This is a genomic window from Euryhalocaulis caribicus (assembly GCF_000412185.1).
GTDB classification, from domain to species: Bacteria; Pseudomonadota; Alphaproteobacteria; order Caulobacterales; family Maricaulaceae; genus Euryhalocaulis; species Euryhalocaulis caribicus.
In genome coordinates this window covers 48,193-69,176 of the sequence record NZ_ASJA01000014.1, presented here as the reverse complement: position 1 = coordinate 69,176, position 20,984 = coordinate 48,193, and the positions used below count along the sequence as shown (strand labels likewise).

At 63.9% G+C, this 20,984-nt stretch carries 23 protein-coding genes and 1 tRNA gene; 10 read left to right on the top strand and 14 right to left on the bottom strand.

Annotated elements, in window-relative coordinates; all coding sequences use genetic code 11:
• Positions 1 to 28 precede the first annotated feature (28 nt).
• From L338_RS11950 to L338_RS11940, 3 genes are read right to left on the bottom strand one after another with little or no spacing between them, the layout of a single operon-like run.
• A complete protein-coding gene (locus L338_RS11950; RefSeq protein WP_022698626.1) occupies positions 29 to 559 on the bottom strand; it encodes a DsbE family thiol:disulfide interchange protein in 531 nt (176 codons plus the stop codon).
• A 56-nt stretch (positions 560 to 615) separates the two neighbouring features.
• Complete coding sequence (locus L338_RS11945; protein ID WP_022698625.1) at positions 616 to 1,527, bottom strand: DUF3298 and DUF4163 domain-containing protein; 912 nt, start codon at positions 1,525 to 1,527, stop codon at positions 616 to 618.
• A gap of 26 nt (positions 1,528 to 1,553) precedes the next feature.
• The gene (locus L338_RS11940) at positions 1,554 to 2,348 is read right to left on the bottom strand and encodes a crotonase/enoyl-CoA hydratase family protein (RefSeq protein ID WP_081639609.1); all 795 of its coding nucleotides are present in this window, start codon (positions 2,346 to 2,348) and stop codon (positions 1,554 to 1,556) included.
• 122 nt (positions 2,349 to 2,470) lie between these two features.
• Between L338_RS11940 and acnA the strand changes: the two genes are divergently transcribed.
• Positions 2,471 to 5,143 (top strand): aconitate hydratase AcnA, encoded by a 2,673-nt coding sequence (gene acnA, locus L338_RS11935; protein ID WP_022698623.1) that lies wholly within the window; start codon positions 2,471 to 2,473, stop codon positions 5,141 to 5,143.
• 61 nt (positions 5,144 to 5,204) lie between these two features.
• Here acnA and L338_RS11930 read toward each other — a convergent pair whose 3' ends face one another.
• Entirely contained in the window at positions 5,205 to 5,642 is a 438-nt protein-coding gene (locus L338_RS11930) for a glyoxalase superfamily protein (RefSeq protein ID WP_022698622.1), read from the bottom strand.
• A 276-nt stretch (positions 5,643 to 5,918) separates the two neighbouring features.
• Here L338_RS11930 and L338_RS11925 point away from each other — a divergent pair, with 276 nt between their 5' ends.
• Positions 5,919 to 6,620 carry a DUF1223 domain-containing protein gene (locus L338_RS11925; protein WP_022698621.1) on the top strand — a complete coding sequence of 234 codons (702 nt, stop codon included), beginning with the start codon at positions 5,919 to 5,921 and terminating at the stop codon, positions 6,618 to 6,620.
• A gap of 52 nt (positions 6,621 to 6,672) precedes the next feature.
• A complete protein-coding gene (locus tag L338_RS17620) occupies positions 6,673 to 7,674 on the top strand; it encodes a hypothetical protein (RefSeq protein WP_022698620.1) in 1,002 nt (333 codons plus the stop codon).
• On the opposite strand, the gene L338_RS11915 is transcribed toward L338_RS17620, so the two are convergent.
• Positions 7,652 to 8,029 (bottom strand): VOC family protein, encoded by a 378-nt coding sequence (locus L338_RS11915; RefSeq protein WP_022698619.1) that lies wholly within the window; start codon positions 8,027 to 8,029, stop codon positions 7,652 to 7,654. The genes L338_RS17620 and L338_RS11915 overlap by 23 nt on opposite strands.
• Positions 8,030 to 8,311: 282 nt before the next feature.
• Here L338_RS11915 and L338_RS11910 point away from each other — a divergent pair, with 282 nt between their 5' ends.
• The 4 genes from L338_RS11910 to L338_RS11895 all read left to right on the top strand — a co-directional run bounded on the left by L338_RS11910 (position 8,312) and on the right by L338_RS11895 (position 10,641).
• Positions 8,312 to 8,659, top strand: a complete 348-nt coding sequence (locus L338_RS11910) for a DUF2794 domain-containing protein (RefSeq protein WP_022698618.1) — start codon at positions 8,312 to 8,314, stop codon at positions 8,657 to 8,659.
• Positions 8,656 to 9,729, top strand: a complete 1,074-nt coding sequence (gene zapE / locus L338_RS11905; protein WP_022698617.1) for a cell division protein ZapE — start codon at positions 8,656 to 8,658, stop codon at positions 9,727 to 9,729. Before L338_RS11910 ends, zapE begins: the two co-directional genes overlap by 4 nt.
• Positions 9,730 to 9,742: 13 nt before the next feature.
• A complete protein-coding gene (locus L338_RS11900; RefSeq protein ID WP_022698616.1) occupies positions 9,743 to 10,483 on the top strand; it encodes an O-methyltransferase in 741 nt (246 codons plus the stop codon).
• 81 nt (positions 10,484 to 10,564) lie between these two features.
• A tRNA-Met gene (locus L338_RS11895) sits at positions 10,565 to 10,641 on the top strand.
• Between the two features lie 16 nt (positions 10,642 to 10,657).
• Here the strand turns inward: L338_RS11895 and L338_RS16655 are convergent.
• The gene (locus tag L338_RS16655; protein WP_022698615.1) at positions 10,658 to 11,167 is read right to left on the bottom strand and encodes a hypothetical protein; all 510 of its coding nucleotides are present in this window, start codon (positions 11,165 to 11,167) and stop codon (positions 10,658 to 10,660) included.
• A gap of 90 nt (positions 11,168 to 11,257) precedes the next feature.
• Between L338_RS16655 and L338_RS11885 the strand changes: the two genes are divergently transcribed.
• A complete protein-coding gene (locus L338_RS11885; RefSeq protein WP_152485885.1) occupies positions 11,258 to 12,175 on the top strand; it encodes a calcium-binding protein in 918 nt (305 codons plus the stop codon).
• A gap of 147 nt (positions 12,176 to 12,322) precedes the next feature.
• Here the strand turns inward: L338_RS11885 and L338_RS11880 are convergent, their stop codons facing one another.
• Positions 12,323 to 13,630: a calcium-binding protein gene (locus tag L338_RS11880; RefSeq protein ID WP_022698613.1), complete on the bottom strand. Its 1,308-nt coding sequence runs from the start codon at positions 13,628 to 13,630 to the stop codon at positions 12,323 to 12,325.
• A 313-nt stretch (positions 13,631 to 13,943) separates the two neighbouring features.
• On the opposite strand from L338_RS11880, the gene L338_RS11875 reads away from it, so the two are divergent.
• Positions 13,944 to 14,303, top strand: a complete 360-nt coding sequence (locus tag L338_RS11875; RefSeq protein ID WP_161624627.1) for a UrcA family protein — start codon at positions 13,944 to 13,946, stop codon at positions 14,301 to 14,303.
• Positions 14,304 to 14,327: 24 nt separating this feature from the next.
• Positions 14,328 to 15,437: a helix-turn-helix domain-containing protein gene (locus L338_RS11870; RefSeq protein WP_022698611.1), complete on the top strand. Its 1,110-nt coding sequence runs from the start codon at positions 14,328 to 14,330 to the stop codon at positions 15,435 to 15,437.
• A 1-nt stretch (position 15,438) separates the two neighbouring features.
• On the opposite strand, the gene fghA is transcribed toward L338_RS11870, so the two are convergent.
• The 7 genes from fghA to L338_RS11835 form a co-directional block, all read right to left on the bottom strand.
• On the bottom strand, positions 15,439 to 16,266 hold the full coding sequence (gene fghA / locus L338_RS11865; protein ID WP_022698610.1) for an S-formylglutathione hydrolase: 828 nt from the start codon (positions 16,264 to 16,266) through the stop codon (positions 15,439 to 15,441).
• A 41-nt stretch (positions 16,267 to 16,307) separates the two neighbouring features.
• Positions 16,308 to 16,757 carry a YaiI/YqxD family protein gene (locus L338_RS11860; protein ID WP_022698609.1) on the bottom strand — a complete coding sequence of 150 codons (450 nt, stop codon included), beginning with the start codon at positions 16,755 to 16,757 and terminating at the stop codon, positions 16,308 to 16,310.
• 13 nt (positions 16,758 to 16,770) lie between these two features.
• Positions 16,771 to 18,651, bottom strand: a complete 1,881-nt coding sequence (locus L338_RS11855) for a CocE/NonD family hydrolase (RefSeq protein ID WP_022698608.1) — start codon at positions 18,649 to 18,651, stop codon at positions 16,771 to 16,773.
• A 94-nt stretch (positions 18,652 to 18,745) separates the two neighbouring features.
• Positions 18,746 to 19,855: an S-(hydroxymethyl)glutathione dehydrogenase/class III alcohol dehydrogenase gene (locus L338_RS11850; RefSeq protein WP_022698607.1), complete on the bottom strand. Its 1,110-nt coding sequence runs from the start codon at positions 19,853 to 19,855 to the stop codon at positions 18,746 to 18,748.
• A gap of 51 nt (positions 19,856 to 19,906) precedes the next feature.
• On the bottom strand, positions 19,907 to 20,296 hold the full coding sequence (locus L338_RS11845) for a DUF2237 family protein (protein ID WP_022698606.1): 390 nt from the start codon (positions 20,294 to 20,296) through the stop codon (positions 19,907 to 19,909).
• Complete coding sequence (locus L338_RS17425) at positions 20,296 to 20,598, bottom strand: GNAT family N-acetyltransferase (protein ID WP_022698605.1); 303 nt, start codon at positions 20,596 to 20,598, stop codon at positions 20,296 to 20,298. Before L338_RS17425 ends, L338_RS11845 begins: the two co-directional genes overlap by 1 nt.
• On the bottom strand, positions 20,595 to 20,888 hold the full coding sequence (locus tag L338_RS11835) for a GNAT family N-acetyltransferase (protein ID WP_022698604.1): 294 nt from the start codon (positions 20,886 to 20,888) through the stop codon (positions 20,595 to 20,597). The genes L338_RS17425 and L338_RS11835 overlap by 4 nt, the downstream gene beginning before the upstream one ends.
• Positions 20,889 to 20,984: the final 96 nt, after the last annotated feature.

The following is a 20,984-nucleotide window of genomic DNA, read 5'->3' as shown; positions in this document are numbered from 1 at the left end:
TTATCGATAGGTGAATTAATTCAATAGCCTAGAGGGCGGAGTCGAGCGCCGGGCGGAGCTTGTTTTGGATAATTTCCTCGGTCAGCGGGCCGGCATGGCGGGCGATAATGACGCCGTTGGAATCGATCACGAAGGTTTCAGGGACGCCGGTGACGCCCAGCTCCAGCCCCATGCGCCCTTCCGGGTCCGCGCCGACCGCGGCGAAGGGGGAGCCGTGACGCTGCAGGAAGGCCTCGCCCGCGCCCGGCTCGCGCTCCTTGTAGTCGATGCCGTAGAGCGGGACGCCCTCTTCGGCGAGGGCCATCAGGAGCGGGTGTTCGGCCAGGCATGGCGTGCACCATGACGCCCAGATATTCACCAGGGCCGGGCCTTCGGGCAGGCCCTCCGCCGGGTTGAAACGGTCATAGCCGTTCAGCGCCGCCAGCTCGACCTGCGGGAAGGGCTTGCCCGCCATCGGGTCGCGCGCCTCGGGCTCTCCCCGCACCAGCAGGGAGAGAAAGGCGAGGATAACGGCCAGCAGGATGGCCAGCGGCGTGAAGGCGATCAGGCGCGTGCTCATGGCCGTGTCTTATGAAGTCAGGCCGCCGCGGCCAAGGGCGCGCGGCGCCGCACGCATCATTCTTCGCCGCCCTGGTTCAGTTGCGGATCCGGCGCGGGACCGCCCGCGAACAAATCCCGGTACGCCGGGGCGATATATTGCGCGATGTCCGCTTGCGGCAGGACAATTTCATACGAGCCCTCGGCATAGGGGCCGACCGCGTAGGGCGGGTAGTAGAGCTTGATCCCGCCGGCCTTGCCGTCCTCCGTGGAGGGGACGAGCGTCATCAGGTCGAAGGACGAAACCTCGGGCGCGGTCGCGTCTTTGATGGCGTCCATCCACATGGGGTCGACGTCTTCCGAAGCCTCCCTGTATTCGGCAAAGCGCTCGCGTTTGGCCTGCAAGAGTTTTTCCCTGGCGATGGCGGAAAGCCCGTCCCAGGTTTCCTGGTTCGGGACGAAGAAGTCGCTGGTGACGAGCAAGCCGGATTCGGTGAAGGACCAGGTCAGCGTGTCGTAGTAATTATTGCCGTGGGCGCCGCCGGTATATTCCCAGACCTGCCCGATCAGGCTGGCGATTTCGCCATTGTCGAAGGGGGCGGCCCATTCCACTTCCCGCGTGTAGGGGCGGAAGGGATAGTCATTGGCCTCGGCGTCTGCCTTACCCTCCTCGGCGGTTTGCTTGAAGTGCTCCGCCGCGGCGTCCGCCTCCACGAAAATCTGTTCATAGAGCGCGCGGTCGCGGGAGAGGACCTCTTCCGGCGTGGATATTTCAATCGTGGCGGTGTCGGTCTCCTCCTTGAGTGAGAAGGGGGCCTCAGCGGCCCAGTCGCCAGCGCCGGCGCCGGCCTCGGCCGCGGCCTGTCCGGTTTCGGCGGTGTCCTGCGCGGCTGACGGTTGTTCCGCCGCGGGCGTTTCCGCCTCGCGGTCACAGGCGGCGAGGGCGATGATGGCGGCGGCGCCGAGCAGCAATCGGATTGGGGCGGTCATGTGTCTCTCCCGGTAATCGAAAATTCCTAGATGTCGCCGAAATCGCCGCCACGGCCCTTGCCGGAAGCGAAACGGCCCGCGCCCATGGCGCTTTCGCCGCTGCGGATCACTTCCGCGCCGCGTGCGAATTCGCGTTCGAGCGCGCCCATCATATCCCCATCCAGCCCTTCGCGCGCGCTTTTCCAGTCGGCGAGCATGCCATTGGGCGGATAGGCGGCGATCTGACGCGCCAGCTCAAGCGCGGTTTCCATCGCCGCGCCGTCATCGGTCAGGCGGTTGGCGAGGCCGATGGCGAAGGCCTCTTCCGCGTCCACCTTGCGGCCGGTCAGGATCAGGTCCATGGCGCGGGACTCGCCGATCAGGCGCGGCAGGCGCGTCGTGCCGCCATCGATCAGGGGGACGCCCCAGCGGCGGTTATAAATGCCGAGATACGCCGATTTCGCCATGACGCGGAGGTCGCACCAGAGCGCCAGCTCCATGCCGCCGGCCACGGCCGGGCCTTCTATGGCGGCGATCACGGGCTTGGAAAGCTGCAGCCGCGTCGGCCCCATCGGTCCGCCAGTGTCCAGCGCCTCGCCCGTGGGCGGGGCGATGTCGAGGCCGGTGTCCCGCGAGACGGTCTTGAGGTCCCAACCGGCGCAGAATGCGCCGTCCTCGCCGGTGAAGACGATGACGCGGATATCCCCGTCATGCTCCAGAGAGAGGAAAGCTTTTCGCAACTCGTTCGCAGTTGCAGCATCAACGGCGTTGCGCGCGGCGGGCCGGTTGATGGAGACGGCCGCGATATTTTTATCGCGTGTGAGAATAACCGGGGCGGTCATGGACCTTTCCTTATGCTCATGCGTCATATCAGCAAACACATGCGCCGCGTGGACGGCGCGCGCTGGCTTGGCTAGATAACTGCCAGCTACTCAAATGCATCCCGATGATAAGGAGCCCGCCCATGGCGTCCAAGGACAGTTTCAATTGCCGCCGCGAAATGAAGGTCGGCGACAAGACCTATGTATATTTCGACCTGAAGGAGGCCGAGAAGAACGGCCTCGACGGCATTTCGCGACTGCCCTACACGCTGAAAGTGCTGCTTGAGAATTTGCTGCGCCGCGAAGACGGCAATCTGGTCACCAAGGCGCAGATCGAAGCGGTTCGCGACTGGATGGAGAAACGCTCCAGCCATACCGAGATCGCCTATCAGCCCGCGCGCATCCTGCTGCAGGACTTCACCGGCGTTCCGGCCGTGGTGGACCTGGCCGCCATGCGCGACGCGGCGAAGGAGCTGGGCGCGGACCCGGACGCCATCAATCCGCAGGCGCAGGTCGATCTGGTGATCGACCACTCCGTCATGGTCGACTATTTCGGCAACCCGACCGCCTTCAAGAAGAATGTGGAGCGCGAGTACGAGCGCAATCTGGAGCGCTACAAGTTCCTGAAATGGGGCGCGAGCGCGTTCAAGAATTTCCGCGTCGTGCCGCCGGGCACCGGCATCTGCCACCAGGTGAACCTGGAATATCTGGGCCAGACGGTCTGGACCAAGGAAGAGGACGGCGTGGAATACGCCATGCCGGACACCCTTGTCGGCACGGACAGCCACACCACCATGATCAACGGCCTGTCGGTTCTGGGCTGGGGCGTGGGCGGCATCGAGGCCGAGGCCGCGATGCTGGGCCAGCCGATCTCCATGCTGATCCCGCAGGTCGTCGGCTTCAAGCTGACCGGCAAGCTGGCCGAGGGCGTGACCGCCACCGACCTGGTGCTGACGGTCACCGACATGCTTCGCCAGCACGGCGTGGTCGGCAAGTTCGTCGAATTCTTCGGCGAGGGGCTGGACACGATGTCCATCGAGGACGAGGCCACGATTTCCAACATGGCGCCGGAATATGGCGCAACCTGCGGCTTCTTCCCGACCGATGACGACACGCTGCGTTATCTGGAGGCCACGGGCCGCGATCCCGAGCGGATCAAGCTGGTCGAGGCCTATGCCAAGGCGCAAGGCCTGTGGCGCCCGGAACAGGAGGAGCCGCTCTACTCCTCCACGCTGGAGCTGGACCTGGGTTCGGTGGTGGCGTCCGTCGCCGGGCCGAAACGCCCGCAGGACCGCATCGAGCTGTCCAACGCCGCCGACAAGTTCGCCGAGGATCTGGCCGAGGTGTTCAAGAAGGCCGAAGACGGTCATCGCCGCGTGAAGATCGAGGGCGAGGATTATTCCATCGGTCATGGCGACGTGACGATTGCGGCCATTACCTCCTGCACCAACACGTCCAACCCGTCCGTGATGATCGGCGCGGGCCTGCTGGCGCGCAACGCGCTGGAGAAAGGGCTGGAGGTCAAGCCGTGGGTGAAGACCTCGCTGGCGCCGGGCTCCCAGGTGGTGACCGATTATCTGGAGCGCGCGAATTTGCAGGACGATCTGGACGCGCTGGGCTTCAATCTTGTGGGTTATGGCTGCACGACCTGTATCGGCAATTCCGGCCCGCTGCCCGAGCCGATCTCGGCGGCGGTGAAGGAAGGCGATCTGGTCGCCACCTCCGTTCTCTCCGGCAACCGCAATTTCGAGGGGCGGATCAGCCCGGACGTGAAGGCGAACTATCTCGCCTCCCCGCCGCTGGTCGTGGCCTATGCGCTGGCCGGCTCCATGAATATCAACCTGACCGAAGACCCGGTCGGCTATGACAAGGAAAACGAGCCGGTCTATCTGAAAGACATCTGGCCGAGCACGGACGAGATCAAGGATCTGGTTCGCGAATCCATCACGCCGGCCATGTTCGAGGAACGCTACGGACAGGTCTTCAAGGGCGACGAGGACTGGCGCGCCATCGAGGTGACGGGCGGCCAGACCTATGAGTGGGACGAGGAATCCACCTATGTCCGCAATCCCCCGTATTTCGAGGGCATGTCCAGAACGCCGGACGCCAAGACCAATGTGAAGGGCGCGCGGATCATGGCCCTGCTGGGCGATTCCATCACGACCGACCACATTTCTCCGGCCGGTTCGATCTGGAAAGAATCCCCCGCCGGCCAGTATCTGATCGAGCACGGCGTGGAGCCGCGCGAGTTCAACTCCTACGGCTCGCGCCGGGGCAATCACGAAGTGATGATGCGCGGCACCTTCGCCAATATCCGCATCCGCAACCAGATGACCCCGGAGAAAGAGGGCGGCTACACCAAGTACATCCCGTCCGGCGAGGTCATGCCGATCTATGACGCGGCGATGAAATATATCGAGGACGGCACGGACCTGGTGGTGTTCGCCGGCAAGGAATACGGCACCGGCTCCTCCCGCGACTGGGCGGCCAAGGGCACGATCCTGCTGGGCGTGAAAGCCGTTATCGCCGGATCGTATGAGCGGATTCACCGCTCCAACCTGATCGGCATGGGCGTGCTGCCCCTGCAGTTCGAGGAGACGAGCTGGGAAGAGCTGGGCCTGAAGGGCGACGAGAAGGTCGATATTCCGGGCATCGAGGGCCTGACCCCCGGCGCGGAATTCGACATCACGATCACCACGGCCGACGGCGAGACGAAAACCGCCAAGGTTCGCGCCCGGATCGATACCGAGAACGAGCTGGAATACTATAAAAACGGCGGCATCCTGCACTACGTGCTGCGCAATCTGGCCGCCTGATCCGTTCTCAATGAGTGAAAAGAAGGGCCGGCGAGGCGGCTCGCCGGCCCTTTTCTTATCGTTACAGCGTCAGAATCATTTGCGGCTGACCGTCGGAGGTCTTCTCCGCCGTGCGGCCGTCCGCGCCTATGACGCAGGAAACGCGCTTTCGAAAAGCCGAGAAGCTGTCGAATTTCACGACATCGACGGGCTCATGGAAGTCCAGCGTGATGCGGGCGCGGCCGTTGTCCGAGAGTTTCTGGACTCCGATCACCTCGCCCGTGAAAGGCTGGCCCAGATAATGGCCGCTGACCTGAGCGCCGACCGCGACCGGAGTCCGGGGCCGGTTGCCGCAGGCGGCGTGGATGGTGTTCCAGTCGCGATAGCCATACTGGCGCGCGACAAGCTCCAGCGTCTCGCTGTGGGAAAGAAAATCGCCGTCCTCTGCAAGGCGTGCGCGCAGGCGTTTCGCCTGATTCTTGAGCGCATCAAGGGCGGGAAGGGGTGTTGAGTCATTCATGGCAAGCCTGTTCCAGTTACAAGCATGCGGAAATTGGACGGGCGCTCGCATTGCCATCGGACCGCATGCTGTTTTCTGAAAACCAGCAAGGCCGTGAATAAGGCGGAAGACTTCACCGTGACGATTGCTCGCCCGCGAGCGGCGGGCGCTTCCTCAAGGCCCAGCGCGCGCTCGATACGGCGTCCCGGCGCGGCGGTCAATGCGGATTGCGCCCGTAACCGGCCATAACAGCGAAGTGATTGGGCCGTGCGCGGGGGCGGCGCTTATCCTTCGGGCATGATGTTCAAGACCCTCAGCCTATCCGCCGCCCTGCTCGCCGCCGCCTGTTCCGCCGAGGCTGCGGACAAGCCGGTGGTTCTGGAGCTGTTTGTCAGCCAGGGCTGCTCCTCCTGCCCGCCGGCCAATGCGCTGATGCGCGATCTTTCGGCGGAACGGGACGACCTGCTGATCCTGACCTATGGCGTGACCTACTGGGATTATCTGGGCTGGGAAGACACGTTTGGCGATCCGGAGTTCACCGAACGCCAGCGCGACTATGCCAAGGCGTTCAACGCCAAGCGGGTCTATACGCCGCAAATCGTGGCCGATGGGACGCTGGAAGGGGTCGGATCGCGGCGCGGCGACGTGGGCGGTTTTATAAAAAGCCGCAAATCCGGCGCCGCTACAGGACCGGAAATCACCACGGAAACCGCCGGCGACGCGGTGTCTGTGACCGTCAAAGCGGCCGCCGCGCCGGAAGGCGGGGCGGATGTGTGGCTGGTGCGGTATCAGCCGGGCGAGGTCAGCGTGGATGTCTCGCGCGGGGAAAATGCCGGGCGCACCTATACGGCGGTCAATCCGGTCACCGATATCGAGCGGCTGGGCGAATGGACGGGCGGAACGGAGACATTTTCCGTCGCCGATGACGGAAACGGCGCCGCGGTGCTGGTCCAGACGCGCGGGCTTGGGCCGGTGCTGGGCGCGGGGCGGTTGCCGTAGGCGGCTTTTCCCGTCTGCTTGACGTGGTCAGGCAGACGGTCACCCTGTCCGCATGAAAGCCAGAACCTGCCTTGCCGCCTTTATCTTCCTTGCGTTCAGCCCGGCTGAAGGCAGCGCCCAGACAGAAAATGCTTTTGAAGAGCTATACACGCCGCTTATCGATAGAAGCGCCTGCCGGCCGGGCAGCGTTGACCTGGCGGGCCTCGGCAACCGGGTTCCGGTCAGCTTCAGCCCGAGCAATTGGGAGTATGCGGAACGGCAGGCGCTCATTCCGCCCGGGGCGCGGTCTTCCGCAGCGATCACAAACGAGGCATTCAAGGAAAAGCTCGATCAGAGCGTTACGCGGCGATTTCTCCGGAATGAGTATCCTCTAACTGGCCCGGAATATCTGGACTTTTACGAGACCCATGATGGCGACAAGGCGGGAGAAGGAGAGCCAGTCCATGGCCGGTTGACGGGTCTGTACGGCTTTTATCCGGACCTTTTCCGGTCCCGGATTCATGACGCATGGCGCGGCGTGATTTCCGGCGATTATGAGCGAAGCCGCCAGCGCGTCGAAGAGATCAAGCCCGAGACTGTGAGCGTCAGCGCGGGAGATTACGGAGACCAAACGCCCACGGACGGCCCCGATATGCGCCAACTGACCGCTGGTCTGGCTTATCTCAATGCCGGCCTTCTGGAGGAGGCGCTTCTTGAGAGGGATGCGCAGGCGAGCAATCCCGAGGAGAGTTTCCGTGAAGCGGTTGAGATGATTGATCCGGATTGCGCGCCGCGCCTGAATGGATTGGCGACGCTGGCCTGGCTCGACCATCGTTCGCGTGGCGAAACTGACCCGGATCAGCTCGAACAGATCAGACTGCGGGCGAGTCTGTCGTTGGGGCAGCTGCCCTATCACGAGGTCCCGTTTCATTTTTGCAAAGGCGCGGACCGTTATCTGGCCATTCTCGGGCGAAGCGTTCCAGCCGAACGGCCCTCCGATGATGCGCGATCTCCGTACGAACTCCTCGCCGCGCCGATCCTGCGCGCCTGCCCTATACCCGCCACGGCGGATTGAGGCGGTTTTCGCCGGCGTAATAGAGGATGAGGCGGTTGCCGTCGGGATCTGTCAGCCGGGCTTCGCGCCAAAGCCAGGACTGATCTTCGGGCGCGGTCTCGAATTCGATTCCGTTGCGCTCATAAAGGGCGACGGCGAAATCCAGCGCCTCGGCGCTTTCATATTCGAAATAGACTTTCGGGCCGGATCCGGCCGCTTCCGGATTGAGGGAGATGGAGAGCGTCGCCTCGCCCTCCGGCGTTTCGAAGCGGCAATAGTGCGGCGAATCAACGATCAGCGCGAAACCCAGCTTCAGCCAGAAGGCGCGGGCGCGCGGGATATCGGCAACCGGAAACGTGACCTGGTTCAGACGCATCCCTATTGCCTAGCGGGCATGGGGGACGCGCGCCAGCGCCGGGTCATCGCAAGGGGTGTGGGGGAAGGAGGGATGTCGGCTGGGCCGCAAGACGCAGATCCCGGGGGCTGGGGGGCTGTCAAAACCAGGATGCGGACTTATCGAAGCAGCACCAGCCGACAATTCACACTCTGAAAGCAGGATTTGTCCGCAGCCTGACCGAAATAAGGCTATTGCGTGGCGCCGGTTAAATCTTGGTAATATGGTTTTCGTGATGAGAGGAGACGATTTGGGAGATCCCATATGAGTCCGCCCGCCGCAAATCAGTCCGGCGGGCGTTCCAGACGCCGCGCGCAGGTCGCCTTCGACCGGCGCGAGCTGGACGCGATCCTGTCGCTCTACGGGCGGCAGGTGGCCGGCGGCGAATGGCGTGACTATGCGATCGACCATCTCGAGGACCGCGCCGTGTTCTCTGTCTTCCGCCGCGCCAGCGAGGCGCCGCTCTACCGCATCGAAAAGCACCCGCAACTGGCCCAGCGCCAGGGCGCGTATATGATTGTCGGCATGGGCGGACAGATTCTCAAACGCGGACGGGATTTGGCGATGGCGCTGCGCATTCTCGAGCCGAAACGACTGCGGCTGATCGGTTGAGGGGCCCATCCGTTCTTGAAGCCTGGCGCGAAAAGGTCGCGGCCGGAACGCTGAAGCGCGATCCCGAACAGGAGCACGCGGCGGAGATCCTGTCCCGCGTTTCCGAGGGCGTCGGCGAATCCGGGCGCGGCTGGTTCGGGCGCAAGAAAAGCGCGCCGCCGGGGCTTTGGATCTATGGCCCCGTGGGCACCGGCAAGTCCATGCTGATGTCGCTGTTCTTTGAACACGCGCCGCTGCGCGAGAAGCGCCGCCTGCATTTCCACGACTTCATGGCCGAGGTTCACGACGATCTGGAAACGCGCCGCAAGGCCGGGGAGAGCGACCCGATCCGCCAGACCGCGAAAGTGATGGCGAAATCGGCGAGACTGTTCTGCCTGGACGAGGCGGAAATCAACGACATCGCCGACGCCATGATCGTGGGCCGGTTTTTCGATCACCTGTTCGGGGAGGGGGTGACGGTGGTCGCCACCTCCAACCGGGCGCCGACGGAGCTGTATGAGGGCGGGATCAACCGCCAGCTCTTCATGCCGTTCATTGATCTGATCTGCGAGTCGATGGAGGTGGTGCAGCTGGACGCCGGGCACGATTACCGGCGGCAGGCGCTGGCCGGGGAGGATCTGTGGCTGACCCCGCTGAACGCGGCGTCCGAACGCAAGCTGGAGACGCTGTGGGAGCGCGCGACCGGCGGGGCGTCTGAAGAGGCGGAGTCCGTGATGGTGAAGGGGCGGGTGTTGAACGTGCCGCGGGCGGCGGCGGGGTGCGCGCGTTTCCCGTTCGAGGATCTGTGCGGCCGGGCGCTGGGCGCGGGAGACTATCTGGCGCTGGCGCGGCGCTACCGCGTGCTGTTTGTCGAGGATATCCCGGCGCTGGACGAGAGCCGGCGCGACGCGGCGAAACGCCTGGTGACGCTGATCGATGCGCTCTACGAGAACGACACGGTGCTGGTGGCGCGCGCTGAGTCGGAGCCGGAACAACTCTATGGGCGCGGCGATTATTCCTTCGAGTTTCAACGCGCCGCCTCGCGTATACAGGAGATGAGACGCGCGGAGATCACGCCCCACAATCAGTAGGAGAGCCTGATCCATGTCCCGCAGAACCATCGGAGTGAGCGACAAGCTCGACGCCTATATCGTCAGCGCCAACCGCGAGGAGCATCCCGCCCTCGCCCGGTGCCGCGCCGAAACCGCGGAGCGCGACGACGCCAATATGCAGATCGGCGCCGAGCAGGGCGCCTTCATGGCGTTTCTGGCGCGGCTGACCGGGGCGCGAATCTATATCGAGGTCGGGACGTTCACGGGCTATTCGGCGCTGGCCATGGCCCTGCCGATGAAGGAAATCCACGGGACAAACGCGCGCGTCATCGCGTGCGATATCTCAGAAGAGTTTCTGGACATCGCGGAGGGCTACTGGAAGGAAGCCCGGGTCGATGACGTGATCGAGAAACGGCCCGGCGGTGCCATGAACAGCCTGAAGGCGCTGGGCGCGGAGGGGCTTTCCGACAGCGTGGACATGGTCTTCCTGGACGCCGACAAGGAAAATTACGGCGCCTATTACGAAGAGGCGGCCAGCCTGTTGCGGCCGGGCGGGCTGATGGTGCTCGACAATGTTCTGTGGAGCGGCAAGGTGGCCGAGCAGGACGCGGACGATCCCGCCACGCGGGCGTTGCGCGAAGTGGCCGTGACGGCGAAATCCGATGGCCGGTTCGACCAGGTTTTCCTGTCGCTGGGCGATGGCCTGTTGCTGCTGCGCAAACGCGATGCGGCGGCCTCTCATATTGACGGGCCGGACGCGGCCAGCGGGCGGTATCCGCCGGAGAACGCCTGATAATCGGCGCGCGCTGCACAGCCCTGCTTGCTTGCCGGGGCTTTGACCCGTATATCCCTGCCCCTCTCGTCAATGAGACGTGGCTGGGTAGCTCAGCTGGTTAGAGCGCAGGACTCATAATCCTGAGGTCGGGAGTTCGAGTCTCCCCCCCGCCACCATTTTCTCTTTTTCAATTCAATGATTTCGGCGGTGAAAGCTGTAAGCGGCCGCCGCAATGGTTGCGCACGCCGCTGCGAGATAGCCGATAAAATTGATGAACTGGACCCGGGCGGCGGCGGCCGGGTCGTCGAAGACGCGCGTCCAGCCGGGCGCGGTCTCGCTATTGATGCGCGCCAGCCCCCAGAGCGCGGCGGCGATCTCTGCGATGAGGGCGGCCGCAAGCACGAAGAGCGCGGCTTTCAGGAAAGCGCTGAACATTCGGCGCGGCGTCGGCTGGAACAGGCAGGGGATCAGCAGTACGAGGCCGAGGATCAGCCCCAGCCACCAGGTCGCCAGGAGGCCGACGAGGCTGGCGCCGGCCCGGCCATGCAGTGCGGACGGAATATCGAATTGCGAGAATTTCCAGTCATGGAACCATGACCGGCTGACCGAATAGGTAAGCAGGTTCTGCAACGCGCCGAGCAGGGCGGCCAGAAAGCAGGCGATCAGCAGACACGCGGTGACAAGAAGCGCGTTCGATCTCACTTAGGTGCGCCTCTCTTGCTGCACCGGCGGAGCCTAACCGCCTAGACGCCTCGATCATAGACAAACCAGTGACCACGCGATGGATACAGGGTGACACTGATTTCGCTTGCCGAGGCGAAAACAGTCGTTATAGCGAGAATTAGGTTCAATTTAGAGGCGGCTGCGATGGCTCTGATAAATGGCACAAGCGGAGATGACGTTCTTGTCGGTGGCAGCGAAGCGGACACGATTCAAGGTTTTTCGGGATCGGACAGGCTGTTTGGATATGGCGGGGACGACTGGATAGAAGGGGGCGAGGGCAATGATTTTCTCAACGGCGGCGAGGGCGCTGATTGGCTATATGGCCGTCAGGGCGATGATCGCCTGAAGGGCGGCGCCGGTAATGACCGTCTCAACGGTTCGGAAGGAAATGATCGTCTCCTCGGGGAAGGCGGAAACGATTTTCTGTATGGGGGAAGCGGAACAGATATCCTCATTGGAGCCGATGGCGAAGATTCGCTTCACGGGGCGGAGGGGGACGATTTTATCTATGGCGGCGCAATGCGTGACTTGCTGTCAGGGGGATCCGGTCAGGACATTATGACAGGCGGAACCGGCAATGATTCGTTATCGGGACAGACAGGCAACGACGTTCTGAAAGGCGGCGACGGCAGCGATATGCTGGCTGGCGGCCAGGGACGTGACAAGCTCTTTGGCGGTGAAGGCGCTGACCGCTTTCTGTTTACCTCGCCCTCAGATTCCACTTCAGGCGCAGATCGCGACATCATTTTCGATTTCGTGAGCGGTGAGGATGATATCTGGGTCAATCTCATTGACGCCTTGCCAGGCGTTGCCGGCGATCAGGATTTCACTTTCGTCACAGGGTCTTTCACAGCAGCCGGTCAGATCCGCGTTGTAGACCAAGGCACGCGATATCTGATTCAGGCTGACTTGGATGGTGATGCGAAAGCCGACCTACAAATCGTCGTTTATGGCGATGAGCCGCTCATGATGGATTTCAACCTGTAGGCGCTGTGGCGGCCGCCAGTAGAAACCTTGTTCTGTATAAAATCTGAAATCCGGATCGAGGGAGGTCGTCTCAATCCGGATTTCAGAATGATCGCAATCAGTTCGGTGAACAGACTCGCTTGAAAGACTGCGTGTAAGGGCGGCGTTCTAAAGAATAATGTTCTCTGCGCCGATCATGCCTCCTTCGCCAAAAATCGTCAGGTCGGCAATGCCGTCTCCATTGGTGTCGGCCAGTAAAGTCCAGTCTGAAGAGCCGGTGAGAGTCAGGACCAGTTCGCCCGCATGGCCGGTAAAGGCGGTAACCCATCTGAAAGCTTGATCGCCCGGCATTGTGCTATCGGCGTCGATCTCTGCGAGGTCGAGCGTGTCTGCCGCGGCATCGAAATCAAATATACTGTCAGCGGTGACGCTGCGGGCGCCAAAAGAATCCGATGCGGTTGAATAGACGAACGCATCGCGGCCCGCGCCGCCATAGAGAAGGTCGGCACCCGCGCCGCCATGGATCAAGTCATCGCCATGCCCGCCTTCGATGAAGTCGCCGCCTTCGCCCCCGAACAGCCTGTCCGCGCCAGCCGTATCGCCATCGTCTCCATACAGGGCGTCGCTCGCGGCGCCGCCATAGATGGAGTCGTCCCCTGACCCTCCAAACAGCCCGTCCGCGCCGCCGCCGCCGTACAGGCGGTCATTTCCCCGGCCGCCATATATGTCGTCGAAGTCCAGGCCCCCGAAAACCAGATCGCCGCCGCCCCCGCCGGTCAGCCTGTCATCGCTCTGGTCGCCATAGATGCGGTCGCGGCCGCCGCCGCCATAAACGGAGTCGTTCCCCGAGCCGCCGAAAATACGGTCTTTCCCGCCGCCGCCATAGAAAAAGTCAGACCCTGATTCGCCGTGGAGGACATCATCGGCGCCGTGGCCGAGGAAGACGTCGCTGGCCGATGTGCTGATGAAAGCCTCGACTTCGAAGAGCATGACATCGCCCCCGGACGCGCCCCGCGCCGTAACGGAGCCGTCCGCGGAAATAATGAATACGTAGCCGCCAGCGCCGGACCCGGAAAAATCCGCAGTGTCGAAGCCTTCGCCCCCATGGACGATGTCCGCGCCATCATTGCCGTAAAAGAGGAACAGATCGTTTCCGCCGCCGCCAAACAGATGATCGGCCGCCGCGCCCCCGGAGATTTCATCCGCGCCGCCGCCTCCGTAAACAATATCCGCGCCAAATCCGCCAAAAAGCCGGTCAGCGCCGCCGCCGCCGTCCATGTAATCACGGCCCGCGTCCCCATACAGGCGGTCATCGCCAGCCTCGCCCAGGAGCCGGTCGCCGGCGCGCCCGCCATTGATGGCGTCATCGCCCGCGCCGCCATAAATCAGGTCGACGCCGGATTCTCCGAAAATGAAATCGTCCCCCCTTCCGCCCTTAATCTGGTCGGGTGCGGGAGTGCCGTTGATAAGCGCCAATGCTGTCTCCAGAACATGATTAGCGATACGGCGATTAGCAGATGCCAGTTTCTAGAGATTGCGCCAGTGGAAAATGGGCGTCTCCCGAATTTTACGGCTGAAAGCCGGGAATATTCCGTTTGTTTAACGCCGCGCAGATTTGCAGGCCGAATCATCACGTGTCCGTATCGCAGGCCGGGCGGATAGGACTTCGGACGCGTCATTTCCGAAAAATGCTGATCGATTCCGCAAAAGGCTTTGCATCGGCGAAATCGCGGAGATGGCGAAGGAGATGGCGCTCAGTCTGGGGGCGTTCCAACGATTGGAGGTTCCCATGAACACGTTTGCCAGAACATTCGCCGCCGCCCTGATGGTCGTCAGCGCTGCCGGGATCGCGGCCCCGGCCATGGCCGCCGGACCGGCGGAGACCGAAACCCTGAAAATCGACCGGGCGGCGCTGGCCGATCCGGCCTATGCCGGGGCGGTGATCGAGAAGATCGAGCGCACGGCGCAGAAAGTCTGCCGCCAGGAGAACGCCCACGGCGCGATGAGCGACCGCGGGCTGCGCATCTGCATGGCCGACACGGTCGAGCGCACGGTCGCCGAAATCGGGTCGCCGGCGCTGGCGCGGGCCCTAGAGGGCCGTCCGGCCCCGATGCGTCTTGCCAGTCATGCGGCGGACGGCGCACGATAAGCGCCACCTTCCAGCGAGCGGCCCATGAGCGAGACCGACATTCTTGAAATCCTGCTGCGCGGGGCGGCGATGGGCATGACATTGCTGATCGCCGTCGCGTTCTTCAGGCTGTGCGGCCGGTCGCAGGCGGCGCGTTTCGGCGCGCTGTTCGCGTTGTCGGCGGCGGTCTATATCCCGCTCGCCTCGCCGCTGATCGCGGACAGTCTGGGGCTGGCCGCGCTTCCGCTGGGCTATTTCGCCAATCTGGAAGTGGTTTTCTTCTGGTGGTTCGCGCTGGCGCTGTTCTGCGACGATTTCCGCTGGAAGAGCTGGCGGCTGGCGCCCTTTGTCCTGGTCGCGGCCTTCCTGGCGCTGGAGAGGATGGCGGGCCTGCCGCCGGACATGCGCGTCGCCGCCGGGCTGGGCTGCCGCACGATCGCGCTGATCCTGATGATTCATGTCCTGATTATCGCGCTGAAGGACTGGGGCGATGATCTGGTCGAGCCGCGTCGCAAGTTCCGGGTACTGGCCAGCACCGTGATCGCCCTTGTTTCAGGCGTCACCGTGACGCTTGAGATGTGGGTGGTGTTCGCGCCCAAGCCGGACGGGCTGCACATGCTGCAGGCCGTGGCGTTCTTCGTGACGGCGGCCGGGGTTGGCGGATGGCTGCTGCTGGCGCGCCGCCATTTATTGCCCATGGAGAGCCGCCGGCCCGCCGTGGTCAGCGTGCAGACCGGCGCGCGCCCGGGCGTGGCGCCCGAGGACCGGGCGCTGCTGGACCGGCTGATCGCCTTCATGGAGGCGGGCGGGTTTGCCGAGAGCGGGCTGACGGTGCGCAATTTGGCCGAACGGCTGAACACGCAGGAACATCGCCTGCGCGCGGTGATCAATCAGGGGCTGGGTTACCGCAATTTCGCGGCCTTCCTGAACCGCTACCGCGTGGATGCCGCGAAAGCGGCGCTGTCCGACCCGGGACAGGCGCGGCGGCAGGTGCTGCAGATCGCGCTGGATCTGGGTTATGGCTCCATCGCGCCGTTCAACCGCGCCTTCCGCGACGCCACCGGGGAAACCCCGACCGGCTATCGCAAGGCGGCGCTGGCGGACGGCATGCCGTCAGAATCCAGCCGGCCGGAGCAGGCGGGGCCGGCCCACTAGCCTAATCCAGCGCCCTTGCGTGCCACTCCAGATGATCGTCGATGAAGGTCGAGATGAAGTAGTAGGAGTGGTCGTAGCCCGGTTGGCGGCGCAGGCTGAGGCTCTGGCCGGTTTCGCGGGCCGCGGCCTCGAAGATTTCCGGTTTCAGGTGTTCTTCCAGGAATTCGTCGTCCTCGCCCTGATCGATCAGGATGTGGGCGTCTGACGTGCGGCCGGACTGGATCAGGGCCGTGGCGTCCCATTCCGCCCACGCTTTCTCGTCGCCGCCCAGATAGCCGCCCAGCGCCTTCTGGCCCCAGGGAACCTGGCTGGGCGCGACGATGGGAGAGAAGGCGCTGCAGGTGCGGAACAGGTCGGGTTGGCGGAAATGATGGACCAGCGCGCCGTGCCCGCCCATGGAGTGGCCGAAAATGCCGGCGCGCATCTTGTCGACGGGGAAGTTGGAGAAGATGAAGTCCGGCAGTTCCTCGGCGATATAGGTCCCCATCTTGTAGTGCTTGGCCCAGGGGTCCTCTGTCGCGTCGAGATAGAAGCCCGCGCCCTTTCCGAAATCATAAGTGTCCTGGTCGGCGACATCGTCGCCGCGCGGAGAGGTGTCGGGCGCGACGATGACCATGCCGAGATCAGCGGCCTTGCCCTGCGCGCCGGCCTTGGTGATGAAATTCTGCTCCGTGCAGGTCAGGCCGGAAAGCCAGAACAGGACCGGGAACGGGCCGTCGCCGGGCGGTGTATAGACGCCAAACCGCATGGGACAGGAGAGGGCGTCGGACTGATGCTCGAACACGGCCTGCTCGCCGCCGAAGCATTTGTTCTCGCTGATCGTCTCCATGTCGTCTCCTGTGTGGATTGGTGGTCTGCTCGAAGGTCAGTCTAACGGCTGCGGCGGATGGCCTGAACCACCCGCTCCATGCCGTCGAGGAAGGAGGAACGGTCGCGCGGGGAAAAGGGTTTCCCGCCGCCGCCCATCTGTCCCGCCTCGCGCAGGGAGGCCATGAGGTCCCGCGTGGCCAACGCGGCGCCGATATTGTCCGGCGTGAACGCCTCGCCCCGGTGATTGATGGCCCGCGCCCCCGCCTCCAGACAGCGATGGGCCAGCGGGATGTCGCCTGTGACGCAGAGATCGCCCGGCGCGATGCGTTCCGCGATCCAGTCATCGGCGGCGTCAGCGCCTTCGGGCACGATCACCAGCTCCACAAGCGGATGATCCATGCGCCGCAGGCCGCCATCGCACACCATCAGGACCGGCGCGCCGTGGCGCTTGGCCACGCGCACCGTCTCGTCCTTCACCGGGCAGGCGTCGGCGTCGACATAGATTTTCAAGCGCGCAATCCCGTCATTGAACGACCGGCAGTTCGATCCATGAGGCGTGTTCGGCGCCGTGATGAACCGTGTTGGCCGCGCGCGCGCCTTCGCTCTCATTATAATTGTCGCCGCCGGTATTCAGGTTGCGGACGAATTTCGGGAAGTTGGAGGAGGTGACCTCCACCCGGATACGGTGGCCCGGCTGGAATTCCACGCTGGTCGTCATGGGGGTGAGGTCCAGGGTGTAGATCTCGCCGTCCTGCATCATGACTTCGGTATCGTAGCCCTCGCGGTAGCGGGCGCGCATGATGGTGTCGTCGATGATCCAGGCCGTGCCGTCGGGCGCCACATCGACCAGCTTGACCGCGAAATCGGTATCCGGCGCGTCGGAGGAGACCGCCAGCACCGCGTCCACGAAGCCGGTGACCTGCATCGGTTCGGTCAGCGGTTCGCTGGTATAGACCAGCACGTCCTCGCGCGCCTCGACCGGGCGCTGGTCGAAGGCGCCGGGGGTCACGATGCCGCCATTGCAGCAGTCTCCGCCGCCAATCGTGAGGACCGGAATCATCGGGTCATAGATGAAGCTGTCGGAGCCGTTGCCGGCGGGCGCTTCCCGCATCAGCGTGCCGTCGCCATAGAGGCTGTTCGCGCCCTCGTCGCTTTGCAGATAGAGGCGGACGGGTTCCGCCTCTTGTGGCGGCCAGACCTCCGCGCTCTGCCATTCATTCAGGCCCATCGTGTAGTAGCGGACATGCGGGGTGTCGGCGGCGAAGGCGGCCTTGTCGCCCTTCAGCCACTTGCCGAACCAGGCGAAGATTTCCTCGGTCGTGTCGAAGCTGGTGTCGCCCACATTGCGCGCGCCGACGACCGTATCGGGGCCAAGATCAAAGAACTGGCAATGCGGGGTGGGGGCGATGACGGCGTACTGGTTGTCACGCGCCTCCGCGTCGGAGGCGTTTTCGCGGACATGATTGAACAGCGCCATGTTCGGGCCGATGGAGACATCGTACCAGCTATTGAACCACAGGGCGGGGACGCCCCAGCCCTCGTTGTCGTGATAGAGGCCGCCCTCGAACCAGCCCTGATCGTCCGGCTTGCGCTGGATGAATGCGTCGAAGGTGGCCGGCGGCTCCCCCAGGCCCGACAGCATGTCGGACACGGGCAGGTGCGAGATGCGGCTTTTCCAGTCGACTTCCGGCTTGGAGGCGGCGAGGTCGTTATATTCGCCGATGCGGGCGCGCGTGGCCGGGTCGAGACCGGAGGGGAGCTGGGCGCGCAGCGGATTGTCGACATTATAGAGCCAGACGAAGAACAGGCTGCGGGGCACGCCGCCCGTGTACCAGTTGCCCTGTTCCTGAAACTCGCCGACGCGGCCGATCCCGGCGCCGGAGGCCATGGGGATCATGGCGGCGTGGGCCGGATGGTCCTGCGCGGCCAGCGCCAGCTGCCACTCGGCCGATGAGGAACAGCCCAGCGTGCCGACCTTGCCGTTGGACCAGTCCTGATCCTCGATCCAGTCCAGCGCGTCATAGCCGTCGGTGCGCGGATAGCCGAGAATCTCGAACTCGCCTTCGGAGAAATAGCGTCCGCGCTCGTTCTGGACGACGAAGGCATAGCCGCGATTGACCGACTCCGCGGCGAAGCGCAGGCGTCCGCCGGACAGCTCGTTATAATTATACGGGGTGCGCCAGAAGACGGTGGGCAGCGGGCCTTCGGCGCCTTTCGGGCGGTAGATGTCTGTGGAGAGGCCTACGCCGTCGCGCATCGGGACGAGGACTTTCTTCTCCACGTCCGCCTCTGCGGCGAGCATCGCGCGCAGCGCGTCCTCGCTGTATTTCGAGAAATCCTCCGCATTCGCGGCGGCGCCGGCCGCGGCCAGAGCAAAGCCCGCCAGTATCAGGCTCTTGAGCATAAACTGTCTCCCCGTCTTCATGACGGGGCGGATAGTGACGCGTGCGGCGGGCCGGGTAAACGCCCGCTCCGCCGCACCCGTTCAATACGGCGTCCTAGTACTCGATGACCGAGCGGATGCTGTCGCCGTCATGCATCAAGTCGAACGCCTTGTTGATGTCGTCCAGCGGCATCTTGTGGGTGATCATGTCGTCGATATTGATGCGGCCTTCCATATACATGTCGACGATCTTCGGGACGTCCGTGCGGCCCCTGGCGCCGCCGAAAGCCGAGCCCTTCCAGACGCGGCCCGTCACCAGCTGGAACGGGCGGGTGGAGATTTCCTGGCCCGCGCCCGCGACGCCGATGATGATGGACTGGCCCCAGCCCTTGTGGGCGCATTCCAGCGCCTGACGCATGACATTCACATTGCCGATGCATTCAAAGCTGTAATCGGCGCCGCCGCCGGTCAGCTCCACGAGATGGCCGACAAGATCGCCGTCCACCTCGTTCGGATTGACGAAATCGGTCATGCCGAACTTCTCGGCGATGGCGCGCTTTTCGGGGTTCAGGTCGACGCCGACAATCTGCCGCGCGCCGATCATCTTCAGGCCCTGAATGACATTCAGGCCGATGCCGCCGAGACCGAACACGACGGCCGTGCAGTTGGGCTCCGCCTTGGCGGTGAAGACCACCGCGCCGATGCCGGTGGTGACGCCGCAGCCGATGTAACAGACCTTGTCGAAGGGCGCGTCATTGCGGATCCGTGCCAGCGAGATTTCCGGCAGGACGGTGTGATTGGCGAAGGTGGACGTGCCCATGTAATGGCGGATCGTCTCGCCCTTGTATGAGAAACGGGAGGTGCCGTCCGGCATCACGCCCTGACCCTGCGTGGAGCGCACGGCCTGACAGAGATTGGTCTTCGGGTTCAGGCAATATTCGCATTCCCGGCACTCCGCGGTGTAGAGCGGGATGACGTGATCGCCCGGTTTCAGGGAGGTCACGCCCGGGCCGACTTCCTGCACCACGCCCGCGCCCTCATGGCCGAGGATGGCCGGGAAGGCGCCTTCGGGATCGTCGCCCGACAGGGTGAAGGCGTCGGTATGGCAGACGCCCGTCGCCTTGATCTCCACCAGCACTTCGCCGGCTTTGGGGCCTTCCAGATCCACTTCGTCGATGACCAGCGGCTCTCCGGCTTTCATGGCGATTGCGGCGCGGGTTTTCATGGGCGTCTCCTCTTTGAAATGACTGTCGGTCTAATGGCGTTAAATCGGGATCTAGTGGGCGCGGCCATCAATGGCGTGCGCCTTCAGCTGTTCCAGCGTGACCACAGATAACGTGGCTTCATGGGTTGCGGCCAGCACCACGCGCGGCGCTTTTCCAGCCTCATAGGCGTCTTTCCAGCGCGCCGCGCACAGGCACCAGCGGTCGCCGTCCTTCAGGCCGGGAAATTCGAATTCCGGACGCGGCGTGGACAGGTCATTCCCCTGCGCTTTCGAGAATTCCAGAAAATCATCGGTCAGTTCGGCGCAGACCGTGTGAACGCCCCGGTCCATAGGGCCGGTATTGCAACAGCCGTCGCGGAAGAAACCGGTGAGAGGATCGTGGCTGCAATCGTCCAGCGGGCCGCCCAGAACATTGCGGGCCTTGGTCTGTTGACGGTCCATCAGTTCAGAACGTCCTGCAATTCCTTGTGCTTTTCGATCGTCGCCTTGGCGAACGGGCAGAGCGGAATGATCTTCACGCCTTCCTTGCGCGCGTCCTCGACCCCGCGGCGGACCAGTTTTTCGCCCACGCCCATGCCGCGCATCGCGGTGGGGACGCCGGTGTGGTCAATGATGATGCGGCTGGTCCCGGCCCGGGAATAGGTCATTTCCGCCGTCTCGGCGATGCCCTCAACGCGGGCCACGTAGCGGCCCTTGGACTCGCCGTCCTCGCGCGTGATGGTTACGGCGGTGTCGCTGCTCACGCCAGAATCTCCCTGTGTTCTGGATGGTCCTCGAACCAGCGGGCGGCGTAGGAGCAGACCGGATCGACTTTCCAGCCCTCCGCGCGGGCGTCCCGGACGGCGCGCGCCACAAGGCGGTCCGCCAGGCCCTGGCCGCGCAGCTCCGGCGGCGTATAGGTGTGATCGATGACCATGACGTTCTCTTTCAGCCTGTAGGTCAGTTCGGCCTCGGCGCCTTCGACCTGCAGGCCGTAGCGGCCGCTTGCGCCGCTGCGGTCATGGCGGATGGAATCATCGGGCGTGTCGAGCATCACGGATTTCCGCTCCAGACTGATGAGGGGATTTCATAACAGTTTCGCGGCGCGCCGTCGCGTGCGCTCTTTGGGTGACAGTGCGGCATTCTTGCG

Bases quoted from the DNA above. Each gene is read 5' to 3' on its own strand.
- L338_RS11850 (WP_022698607.1), bottom strand. From the start codon at position 19,855: ATGAAAACCCGCGCCGCAATCGCCATGAAAGCCGGAGAGCCGCTGGTC.
- L338_RS11870 (WP_022698611.1), top strand. From the start codon at position 14,328: ATGAGCGAGACCGACATTCTTGAAATCCTGCTGCGCGGGGCGGCGATG.
- L338_RS11915 (WP_022698619.1), bottom strand. From the start codon at position 8,029: ATGCGTCTGAACCAGGTCACGTTTCCGGTTGCCGATATCCCGCGCGCC.
- L338_RS11925 (WP_022698621.1), top strand. From the start codon at position 5,919: ATGATGTTCAAGACCCTCAGCCTATCCGCCGCCCTGCTCGCCGCCGCC.
- L338_RS11930 (WP_022698622.1), bottom strand. From the start codon at position 5,642: ATGAATGACTCAACACCCCTTCCCGCCCTTGATGCGCTCAAGAATCAG.
- fghA (WP_022698610.1), bottom strand. From the start codon at position 16,266: ATGGAGACGATCAGCGAGAACAAATGCTTCGGCGGCGAGCAGGCCGTG.
- L338_RS11950 (WP_022698626.1), bottom strand. From the start codon at position 559: ATGAGCACGCGCCTGATCGCCTTCACGCCGCTGGCCATCCTGCTGGCC.
- L338_RS11875 (WP_161624627.1), top strand. From the start codon at position 13,944: ATGAACACGTTTGCCAGAACATTCGCCGCCGCCCTGATGGTCGTCAGC.
- L338_RS11845 (WP_022698606.1), bottom strand. From the start codon at position 20,296: ATGGACCGTCAACAGACCAAGGCCCGCAATGTTCTGGGCGGCCCGCTG.
- acnA (WP_022698623.1), top strand. From the start codon at position 2,471: ATGGCGTCCAAGGACAGTTTCAATTGCCGCCGCGAAATGAAGGTCGGC.
- L338_RS11945 (WP_022698625.1), bottom strand. From the start codon at position 1,527: ATGACCGCCCCAATCCGATTGCTGCTCGGCGCCGCCGCCATCATCGCC.
- L338_RS17620 (WP_022698620.1), top strand. From the start codon at position 6,673: ATGAAAGCCAGAACCTGCCTTGCCGCCTTTATCTTCCTTGCGTTCAGC.
- L338_RS11835 (WP_022698604.1), bottom strand. From the start codon at position 20,888: ATGCTCGACACGCCCGATGATTCCATCCGCCATGACCGCAGCGGCGCA.
- L338_RS11900 (WP_022698616.1), top strand. From the start codon at position 9,743: ATGTCCCGCAGAACCATCGGAGTGAGCGACAAGCTCGACGCCTATATC.
- L338_RS11910 (WP_022698618.1), top strand. From the start codon at position 8,312: ATGAGTCCGCCCGCCGCAAATCAGTCCGGCGGGCGTTCCAGACGCCGC.
- L338_RS11940 (WP_081639609.1), bottom strand. From the start codon at position 2,348: ATGACCGCCCCGGTTATTCTCACACGCGATAAAAATATCGCGGCCGTC.
- L338_RS11855 (WP_022698608.1), bottom strand. From the start codon at position 18,651: ATGCTCAAGAGCCTGATACTGGCGGGCTTTGCTCTGGCCGCGGCCGGC.